The 9,251-nt window shown below is 64.6% G+C and carries 9 protein-coding genes, 1 pseudogene and 1 riboswitch; of the genes and pseudogenes, 6 read left to right on the top strand and 4 right to left on the bottom strand.

Translation table 11 applies throughout. From position 1 onward, the window contains the following. Nucleotides 1-1,318: dihydroxy-acid dehydratase (locus AC2VLV_RS10370; protein ID WP_486989909.1), on the bottom strand; the 1,318-nt coding region annotated here is incomplete at its 3' end. A gap of 160 nt (nucleotides 1,319-1,478) precedes the next feature. Between AC2VLV_RS10370 and lgt the strand changes: the two genes are divergently transcribed. Then, nucleotides 1,479-2,306 carry a prolipoprotein diacylglyceryl transferase gene (lgt, locus tag AC2VLV_RS10365; RefSeq protein WP_486989908.1) on the top strand — a complete coding sequence of 276 codons (828 nt, stop codon included), beginning with the start codon at nucleotides 1,479-1,481 and terminating at the stop codon, nucleotides 2,304-2,306. A 5-nt stretch (nucleotides 2,307-2,311) separates the two neighbouring features. Here the strand turns inward: lgt and AC2VLV_RS10360 are convergent, their stop codons facing one another. The 3 genes from AC2VLV_RS10360 to AC2VLV_RS10350 form a co-directional block, all read right to left on the bottom strand. Next, on the bottom strand, nucleotides 2,312-2,758 hold the full coding sequence (locus AC2VLV_RS10360) for a PIN domain-containing protein (RefSeq protein ID WP_486989907.1): 447 nt from the start codon (nucleotides 2,756-2,758) through the stop codon (nucleotides 2,312-2,314). A 224-nt stretch (nucleotides 2,759-2,982) separates the two neighbouring features. Then, the gene (locus AC2VLV_RS10355) at nucleotides 2,983-3,315 is read right to left on the bottom strand and encodes a cell division protein ZapA (protein ID WP_276710381.1); all 333 of its coding nucleotides are present in this window, start codon (nucleotides 3,313-3,315) and stop codon (nucleotides 2,983-2,985) included. After that, on the bottom strand, nucleotides 3,312-3,554 hold the full coding sequence (locus tag AC2VLV_RS10350; RefSeq protein ID WP_486989906.1) for a hypothetical protein: 243 nt from the start codon (nucleotides 3,552-3,554) through the stop codon (nucleotides 3,312-3,314). The genes AC2VLV_RS10355 and AC2VLV_RS10350 overlap by 4 nt, the downstream gene beginning before the upstream one ends. A gap of 55 nt (nucleotides 3,555-3,609) precedes the next feature. Continuing rightward, nucleotides 3,610-3,842, top strand: a riboswitch (cobalamin riboswitch). A gap of 157 nt (nucleotides 3,843-3,999) precedes the next feature. Here AC2VLV_RS10350 and AC2VLV_RS10345 point away from each other — a divergent pair. The 5 genes and pseudogenes from AC2VLV_RS10345 to AC2VLV_RS10325 all read left to right on the top strand — a co-directional run. Continuing rightward, complete coding sequence (locus AC2VLV_RS10345; RefSeq protein ID WP_486989905.1) at nucleotides 4,000-5,934, top strand: TonB-dependent receptor domain-containing protein; 1,935 nt, start codon at nucleotides 4,000-4,002, stop codon at nucleotides 5,932-5,934. Between the two features lie 59 nt (nucleotides 5,935-5,993). Continuing rightward, complete coding sequence (locus AC2VLV_RS10340; protein ID WP_486989904.1) at nucleotides 5,994-6,908, top strand: FecCD family ABC transporter permease; 915 nt, start codon at nucleotides 5,994-5,996, stop codon at nucleotides 6,906-6,908. Beyond that, nucleotides 6,905-7,666, top strand: a complete 762-nt coding sequence (locus AC2VLV_RS10335) for an ABC transporter ATP-binding protein (protein WP_486989903.1) — start codon at nucleotides 6,905-6,907, stop codon at nucleotides 7,664-7,666. Before AC2VLV_RS10340 ends, AC2VLV_RS10335 begins: the two co-directional genes overlap by 4 nt. Before the next feature lie 42 nt (nucleotides 7,667-7,708). Continuing rightward, the gene (kch, locus tag AC2VLV_RS10330) at nucleotides 7,709-8,956 is read left to right on the top strand and encodes a voltage-gated potassium channel protein (protein WP_486989902.1); all 1,248 of its coding nucleotides are present in this window, start codon (nucleotides 7,709-7,711) and stop codon (nucleotides 8,954-8,956) included. 99 nt (nucleotides 8,957-9,055) lie between these two features. Continuing rightward, nucleotides 9,056-9,251: pseudogene (locus tag AC2VLV_RS10325) on the top strand (AraC family transcriptional regulator); the annotation flags it as partial.

Raw genomic sequence — 9,251 nt, 5'->3', positions numbered from 1 at the left:
TCGGCCCGAGGTAGCGCAGCACCATGATGTCGCCGGCCTTGATCTTGCCCGCCAGAATGGCTTCGAGCGCGCTTTGCTCGTCGTCGAACACGCGCGCTGGGCCGGTCATGCTGAGCTTTTTCAGCCCGGTGATCTTGGCCACGCAACCGTCTTCGGCCAGATTGCCCTTGAGAATGGCCAGATGGCCGTGGGCATACATCGGCTTGTCGATGGGGCGAATCACGTCTTGTTCAGCGCGGGGCTGGGCCGGCACGTCCTTGAGGTTTTCGGCCACGGTCTTGCCGTTGATGGTGATGCAGTCGCCATGCAGCACACCGGCTTCCAGCAGGATTTTCATGACTTGCGGAATGCCGCCAGCGCGGTGCAGATCGGTGGCGACATATTGTCCCGAGGGCTTCATGTCGCAGAGCACCGGGGTGCGCTTGCGAATCACCTCGAAATCTTCAATGGCGAACGGCACTGCGGCCGCATGCGCAATGGCCAGCAGATGCAGCACCGCGTTGGTCGAGCCGCCCGTGGCCATGACCACGGCAGCGGCATTTTCCAGCGCCTTGCGGGTGACGATGTCGCGCGGCTTCAGCCCGGCGCGCACAGCGGCGAGCAACGCCTGGCCGGAATCGCGCGCGGACTGCACTTTTTCCTCGTGCACATTCGCCATGGTGCTGGAGTAGGGCAGCGACATGCCCATGGCCTCGATGGCGCTGGACATGGTGTTGGCGGTGTACATGCCGCCGCAGGAGCCGCTAGTGGGCACCGAGCATTGTTCGATGGCGTCGAAATCGGCATCGCTCATGCGCCCGGCGGCGTGTTCGCCCACGGCCTCGAAGACTGAGACGATGTTCAGATCCTTGCCCTTGTAATGGCCCGGCAAGATGGTGCCGCCATAGACGAAGATGCCCGGTACGTTGCAGCGCAGCATGCCGATCATGGCGCCGGGCATGTTTTTGTCGCAACCGCCCACGGTGACCACGCCGTCCATCCACTGACCCTGCACGCAGGTTTCCACGCAGTCGGCAATGACTTCGCGCGAGACCAGCGAATACTTCATGCCCTCGGTGCCCATGGACATGCCGTCGGCAATGGTCGGCGTGCCGAACATCTGCGGATTGCCACCCGCCGCGCGCACGCCCTCGATGGCGGCGTCGGCCAGACGCTGCAGGCCGGAGTTGCAAGGGGTGATGGTGGAGTGCGCGTTGGCAATGCCGATCATCGGATTGCTGAAGTCCGACTTCTTGTAGCCCATGGCATAGAACATGGAGCGGTTGGGCGCGCGCGATGCGCCCACGGTAATGTTTTCGGAACGCAGTTTTTGGGTCATGGCTGGCAATCAGAGCAGGTCGACAAAGGGCCATTGTCGCGCGGCAAGAGGTCGGTGGCGCTGTGTTGAAGGCGGCGCAGTGGTATCCAAAGGTAAATATTGGCTTGCCCGCGCGCTGCTTGAAAGGAATGCTCAAGTCGACCCCGTACACTTCACGTCCATGCTAGTTCACCCCGACTTCAATCCCATCGCCCTGCAACTTGGCCCGATCAAGGTGCATTGGTACGGCATCATGTACCTGCTGGGCTTCATCACTTTTTGGCTGCTGGCGCAAAAGCGCCTCAAAGACCAGCCTTACGCGCGCCAGGGCTGGACCTCGCGCAACATCGAAGACCTGCTGTTTGCCGGCGTGCTGGGCGTTATTCTGGGCGGGCGCACCGGCTACGTGCTGTTCTATCAGCCGGACTATTACTTCTCTCACCCGGCGCAGATCGTCGCGGTGTGGGACGGCGGCATGTCCTTCCACGGCGGGTTGCTCGGCGTGATGGTGGCCGCGTTCTGGTTTGCGCGCACCCGGCGCTATTCGTGGCTGCAGATCATGGACTTTGTCGCTCCGCTCATTCCGCCCGGGCTGGCGTTCGGGCGCATCGGCAACTTCATCAACGGTGAGCTGTGGGGACGACCGGCGCCCGCTTGGTGGCCGGGCAGGATGATCTACCCCAATTCCGGCAGCATGGTGCCGCGCTTTCCCTCCGAGTTGTATGAGATGTTTCTCGAAGGCATTGTGCTGTTCGTGGTGCTGTGGTGGCTGTCGCGCAAGGAGCGGCCGCGCGGTTTCATTGCCGGGTGCTTCGCGCTCGGCTATGGGCTGGCGCGTTTCACCGATGAATTTTTCCGCCAGCCCGATGCGTTTCTCGGCTATCTCTGGTTTCACCTCACCATGGGGCAGTTGCTTTCGATTCCGCTGATCATTCTGGGCAGCGGCATGATCTGGTGGTCGCTGCGGCGCAAAAACCGTCTGCTGGCGCTGGGGCAGTCGGCCTCTTGATCGTCCTAAACCGACGCGGCGATCTGTTCCGGCGCGCCGATGGCAAGGCCCAGACTGCGGGCTGCCCGAGCCAGCCGTAATACGGCCTGATCGCGGCTCAGGAGCTTGGCGGCACTCTGCGCGAGGGCCAGGTCGAGAAACACCTGATCATCCGGATCGGAGCAGATCAATTGGCGCTGGCTCGGCGGGTCGGCGCAGCACTGTCCCCAACGCGAAAAACAATCGGCCACCTTATCGGCTGATGCCTGGGGCTCGAACCGCTTGGCCAGCGCCGGGTAGTGCACCACGCGCAAGGCCTCGACCTGCATGGCGGCACAGTAAATCCAGCGCACGCTGCCGCGCCGTATGACCTCGGCCCAAGGACGCACGCGCGGGTCGTCGAACAGCGCCCAGTCGAGCAGAACCTGGGTGTCGAGCACGCAGCAGGTTGGCTGAAACAAGGGGGAGGTCATGCGGGAGAGGTGTCTGCCGGAACCTGATTGAGCGTTGATCCCTGAACCCTACTGGGACAGGTGGGCAAGGTCACTGCGCTTTGGGGACGTCTGCGCGAGACGTCACGCGCACACACAGAATTTCCAAGCCCGAGGCACAAATTTATCGGTTCAGGAAATGCCGACCCAGCCAAGCCCGACAGACGAAGCCGATTGTAGGGCGGTGAATCGCGGCTGGGGAAAAATCAGAGCAATTTGCCCTCGGCGCCCAGGGCTTCATCGAGCTGACGGGTGAGTTGGGCCACGGCCTGCGCATCTTCTTCAAACGCCAGCGAGGCCTGCGCCGAAGCGCCCGCGGCCTTGTTCGCATTGCGCGACTCGATCAGGCTGTGCGCCAGATTGAGCGCGGCGAGCACGGCGATGCGCTCGCGGGCGCGCACCTTGCCCATATCGCGAATGGCGCACATCTCGGTGTCCACTTCGCGCACGGCGGCCAGCAGAGCGGCCTGCTCGTCGGCGGGGCAGGCCAGGGTGTAGATCTGGCCCATGATGTTCACATCCAGCGTGGTCGTGCTCATGCGTGTGGGTCGGGCTCGCCCGAAATGGAAGGGGTCTGATCCAGCCGCGCCAGCAATCGGTCGATCCGCTGGGTGGCGTCGTGCAGGCGCTGACGCATCTGGTCGCGCTCGGCTTCGAGCGATTGCACCCGCTCGGCCAGCAGGGCATTGGTGCGCAACAGCTCGTTGTGACGCAGCAGCAGCCGCTCAACGCGCGAGTGCAACTGGGCGATGGCGGGGGAGGGCTGTCGTTCGTCCATGCGAGGCATTCTAAAGTCGGCCACCCGAACATCGGCAAAATGACGCTGTCGCCCGGCTAACATGACGGCCGTTGGTGCTCGCGCGGTGGTTCACGCTGCGCAGTTAAACGGGAAACAGGAAGAGCCATGCCTCCGGCAAATGCTCCGGCCTGTGCTGCCCCCGCAACGGTCAGCGACCGAAGGCGCAAGCCTTCCGTTCGGACAAGCTCTCCACTGAATTTTCGGATTTGGGAAGGAGGTTCGGATCGCGTCGCCAGCCCGGATACCGGCCAACGACGAGAAGACGCGCAGCTTCGGGGCGAAGGGGCGCATCAAGGCCAGCCGGGTGCGCGCAGCGCAGCCCATGCGAAGGTTGAGATGCGCTCTGGGCTCTGCCGCGGCGCGCTTCAGCCGCGCCAGCCGTGCGGGGGAACACGGCAGCGCTCATTCATCCGGAAATTCAGTCATGTCTCAGCAGTTCCTTTCAAACGGCGTTGGTCCAACCTCGTCTGGGCCTCGTGTTGTCCACTCATCTCAACCGATTTTCATTCGCACCGCGCTGGCCGCAGCCATCAGTCTGGCCGGGCTGAACGCGCAGGCGCAGACCGCCCCGGCGGACGCCACCACGCTGCCGCTGGTCGTGGTGTCGGCCACGGGCTACCCGCAGTCGCTGGCCGATGCCTTGCCGGGTGTCAGCGTGATCACCCGCGAGCAGATCGAGCAGAGCGGCGCGCAAAACCTCACCACCTTGCTGCAGCAGGTGGCCGGCGTGCAGGTGACGAGTAATGGCGGCCCTGGGCAAACGGGTAATGTGTTTGTGCGCGGGTTTGGCGGGCCGGATGTGCTGGTGCTGCTCGACGGCGTGCCGATGAACGCACAAGACGCCACGGGCGTCGCGTATCTCAACAACTTCACCACCGATCAGATTCAGCGCATCGAGATCATCCGCGGCAATGTGTCGGCCATCTACGGCTCGGGCGCGATCGGCGGGGTGGTGCTCGTCACCACGCGCGCGGGCAGCAAAACACCGCAGGCCTCGATTTCGGTCACTGCAGGCAGCCGCAACACGGCCACGGTGTCGGCCAATGCCAGCGGACAGGTCGGCAACACGGCCTTGCAGGCAGGGATCAGCCGCTATACGACGCAGGGCGTCAGTGCAATCAATCCCGCCCAGCTCAGCAATGCCAACCCGAACAGCAACGGCTACGGCAACACGACGATGAACGGCTCGATCGTGCAGACCCTGGCGCCGGGGCAGTCGCTGGGCCTGCGCGCGTTCAGCAGCAAGGGCCGCGCCAGCTACGACAGCTATGGCGCTTACGCCAATCCGACCGATACCAATCTCAGCAGCACCTCGCAGGACCTGTATCAACTGTTCAGCGACAACCAGTTGACCACCGCTTGGAAGTCTCATCTGAGCGCCTCGCAGCAGAGCACCACCAACACGACCGAGAACTTCAGCGCCTACCCCTACAGCGGCACTTACCGCACCCGGGTTAGGCAAATCCAGTGGCGAAATGTGGTGCAGCTCGGCAGCGGCTGGACAGCCACGGGCGGGCTGGAATGGCAGAGCCAGGCCATCAGCTCGATCACAGGGTCGATTCCCTCCAGGGATCGCCATGCCAAGGCGGCCTTCGTCGGACTGGACGGCAGCGTCAGCGGCAACGAGTTTCAGTTGAATCTCCGCCATGACGCGATTGACGGCTACTCGGGCCAGAACACCGGCTATTTCGGCTACGGACGAGAACTGGGCAGCGGTTTCAAAGCGATTGCCAGCTATTCAACCGCTTTCAATGCAGCGCCGCTGGGCTATCTATACGCGCCTTACTACGGCAACGCCAATCTCAAGGCGGAGAAGGCGCACTCTGTCGAGGCCGGGTTGCAGTGGTCGCAAGGGGCGAACGTGCTGCGGGCCACGCTGTTCCAGACCAAAATGACCGACCAGTGGCAGTATGACTACACCACCAGCACCTTCCAGAACATCGCCAGCAGCCGCACGCGGGGGTTGGAGTTGACCGGGCGCGGCGCCTGGAAGGGCTGGGCCTATGACGCCAATCTCACGCTGCAACAGCCGGTTGATACGAGCAAGCCGGGCGATCCCACGCTGCAGCGCCGCGCCCGCAGTCTGGCCAATGTCTCGGTCAACCACGAGTTCGCCTCAGTGCTTTATGGCGCTGCGGTGCATTACAGCGGCCCCCGTTGGGATAATGGTTCGACCGGCCGGGTCACGCTGGGCAGCTACACCACGGTCGACCTCACCGCCAGTGGCGCGGTGTCGAAAGACTGGAGCTGGAATGCGCGGCTGCAGAACCTGTTCAACAAGAAGTATCAGACGGTCTACGGCTACAACCGCGAGCCGCTGGGCGTGTTTGTCGGGCTGACCTGGCGGCCTGCGTTCTGAGTGGTTTCTCCCGGCCCGACATGCGCTCTGAACTCTCAGTAAGACCCGGTGCACGCAGTTTGTCGCTGTGGCGTTGGGGCTTGCCGCTGCTGCTTGCAGTGGTCGTCGCGGTGGCGCTGTCGGTGGGGGAGGGAGGCTGGAATGCGGAAATCATCTGGCAGCTCCGGTTGCCGCGGGTGCTGGCTGGCATGGGGGTGGGCGCGCTGCTGGCACAAGCGGGGCTGTCCATGCAGATTCTGCTGCGCAACCCTCTGGCCGATCCTTATGTGCTCGGGGCATCCGGCGGCGCCGGCTTGGGCGCTATCGTGGCGCTGCTGCTGGGCGGGGCCTTGTGGCTGGGCAGCGTGATCGGGGCGGGCGCGGCGCTGCTTGCGCTGCTGCTCATGGGGCGGCGGATCATGGCGAGCCGTGACGACGAAGCCTCGGCCCAGCTCATTCTGATTGGCGCCATGCTGGCCGCAATTGCCGGGGCGCTGTCCACTTTGCTGCTGACCCTGGTGCCCGATCAACAGTTGCGCGGCGCGATGTTCTGGCTGGTGGGCAATCTTTCAGGGGCTACGCATGGCCTCTGGCTGTGCGGGCTGGCCGCGCTGGGCGCCGTGTGGCTGCTGTGGCGACAACGCCGCTATGACCGGCTGCTGCTTGGCAGCGAGGCCGCGTGGCTGCTAGGCGAGCCGGTGACGCGGGCTCGGCTGGAGCTCGTGCTCTTGGCCGCTTTGGCCACAGGCGCTTCGGTGGCGGTGGCCGGGGCGGTGGGGTTTGTCGGGCTGGTCGTGCCGCAGGCCTTGCGGCTGGTCGGTTTGCAGCGTATGCGCGATCAGGCCTGGGCGGCGCCTCTGGCCGGGGCAGCGCTGGTCGTGGCTGCGGACACGCTGGCCCGCGGGGTGGTCATGCCTTATGAGCTGCCGGTCGGTGCGGTCACGGCGCTGGTCGGCGCGCCCGTGTTCATTCTCATGCTGCGGCGGGCGCGATGAAGGCAAACGCCTGGTTGCAGGTCGATGCGCTCGATGTCGTGGCAGTCGCGCATCAGTCGGCCTTGGCGCGCGATCTGTCTTTTCGCCTGCAGCCGGGGCAGCGGCTGGGGCTGATTGGTCGCAACGGCGCGGGCAAGTCCACCCTGCTGCGTCAACTTGCCGGGCTGCTCCCTTTGCATGGCAAGACCGCTTCGGTTCGGCTGGCAGGGCAGCTCTTGTCCGAGCTGGGCCCGGAGCGTCTGGCGGCGCTACGCACCCTCATGCCGGCCCAGCCGCGCGACCGCTTCAACCTGTCGGCGCTCGCCCTGCTCGAACTCTCGCAGCCCGAACCAGACGGGCCTTCCGCCCAGGAGGCGCTGCGCCGGGTGGATGCCTGGGCGCTGCGCGATCGCCCGGTGCTCGACCTGTCCGCCGGTGAGCGGCAACGGGTGGCGCTGGCGCAGGCGCTGGTGCAAGGCGCAACCCTGCTGCTGCTCGACGAGCCGGTGGCGTTTCAAGATCCAGGGCATCAATCCCTCGTGGGCGCGGTGCTGTCCAACCTGAGTGACCGGGTGGTGGTGTTTTGTGCGCACGATGTGAACTGGGTCGCGCGTTGCGCCACCCATGTGCTGGGCCTCGGCTTGCAGCAGGAAGCGCAAGGCTGGTTCTTCGACACCTGCGAGGCTGCTCTGCAGGTCGAGCGACTGCATCAGTTGTACGACTGCCGCTGGACACAGCTACGCGACGCCAACGGACTCAGCGCCTGGGTGGCCCTGTAGCGCTCGACAGGGCTGCGGCTGCGGATCGCCGATACTTACGTCATGGCAACAACGACCTCGCCCCCGGACACCCCCAAGCCCCCGCTGCCCAAGGCCAGCCGCTGGCGTGTGCTCAAAGCCAAGGTGAGCACGGTGATGCGACTGCTGCTGAGCAAGCTGGGGCAAAACGGGCCGCATTGGCTGATCGCCCTTCTGGCGCTGGCAACAGGCGTGGTGCAGATCAGCCCGCAATTTGTGCAGATGCGCCAGGCCGTGCTCGACATCCTGGCGCAGGGCGCTGACGGCATCTCCGGTCTGGCCGATCTGGCCGCGTTTCCGCATGTGATCATCGGCATCGGCCTCATTCTCATGGTGCCGGGGTTGCTGCTGCGGGCGCGGGTGGCCTGGGTGCTCGGGGTGCTGCTCAGCGCCCTGTCAGCCGGGCTGGCATTGTGGGCCACGCATGGGATCAACGCCACCGTTGCGCTTTCGGGCCTGCTGCTGCTGGCGCTGTTGCTTTACACCAGCCGCTTTGCCCGCAGCAGCCTGGCCGCCAGCTCACTGTTTGCCCTGCTGGGCGTGGGCAGCCTGCTGATCTACGGCACGCTGGGCAGCCTGTGGTTCGGCGCCGGGTATACGCCGCCGATTCACAGCCTGCCCACGGCGTTTTATTACACCATCGAGACCATGTCCACGGTCGGCTACGGCGACATCGTCCCGCACTCCTTGCAGGCGCGCATGTTCACCGTGTCCATGATCGTGCTGGGCATTTCGGTGTTTGCCACCACGCTGTCGGTCGTGATCGGGCCGCTGATCGGGGGCAGTCTCAAACGGACTCTGGAGGGAAAAATGCAACGCGAACAGCGCAAGAATCATTACGTCATCATCGGCGCGTCGAGCCTGGCTTATGCCATGTGGAAGGAGCTGAGCAGCCGGGGCGTGCCGGTCACCATCATCGCGCCCAGCGGCCATCCCTCGCCGTTTCCCGAAACCGCCGACGTCATCACCGCCGACGCCACGCGCAGCGAAACCCTCGAACTCGCCGGTGTGCCCAAGGCCAAGGCCGTGCTCACCCTGCGCGACGACGATGCCGAAAACGCCTTCGCCGTGCTCGCGGTGAAGGAATTGGCCCCGGGCGTGAAGACCATCGCCGGGGTCAATGACGTGCGGCATGTGAACAAAATCCGGCGGGTGCAACCCGACGTGCTGTTCGCCCCGCAGTTGCTTGGCAGCCAGTTGCTCGCGCGCGATCTGTTCGACGAGCCCATCGACAACAACACCGTGCACAAACTGTTGTTTCCAGAGACTTGAGGCGCGGCGGCTGAACCCTTACGCGGGAATCGAGCAAGTCTGGCTAGGCGCAAAACCTTCGGTGCGAGCGACCATATCGTTGACCGCACCGACCTGACCATGCCAACCAACATCGCTTACGCGAAACGCTTCGAAGCCGTACTCGCCTACATCGACACCCACCTTGACGGGGATCTTTCGGTGGCCGTGTTGAGTCGGCTTGCCAGCTTCTCGGCCTATCACTTCCATCGCCAGTTCACGGGATATGTGGGGGTGCCGGTCGCGCGCTATGTGCAGATGATGCGATTGCGCGGCG

Source organism: Thiomonas sp. TH-17, assembly GCF_057473305.1.
The sequence above is the reverse complement of the archived record's forward strand: the minus strand, read 5'-3'. Positions and strand labels throughout refer to the sequence as shown.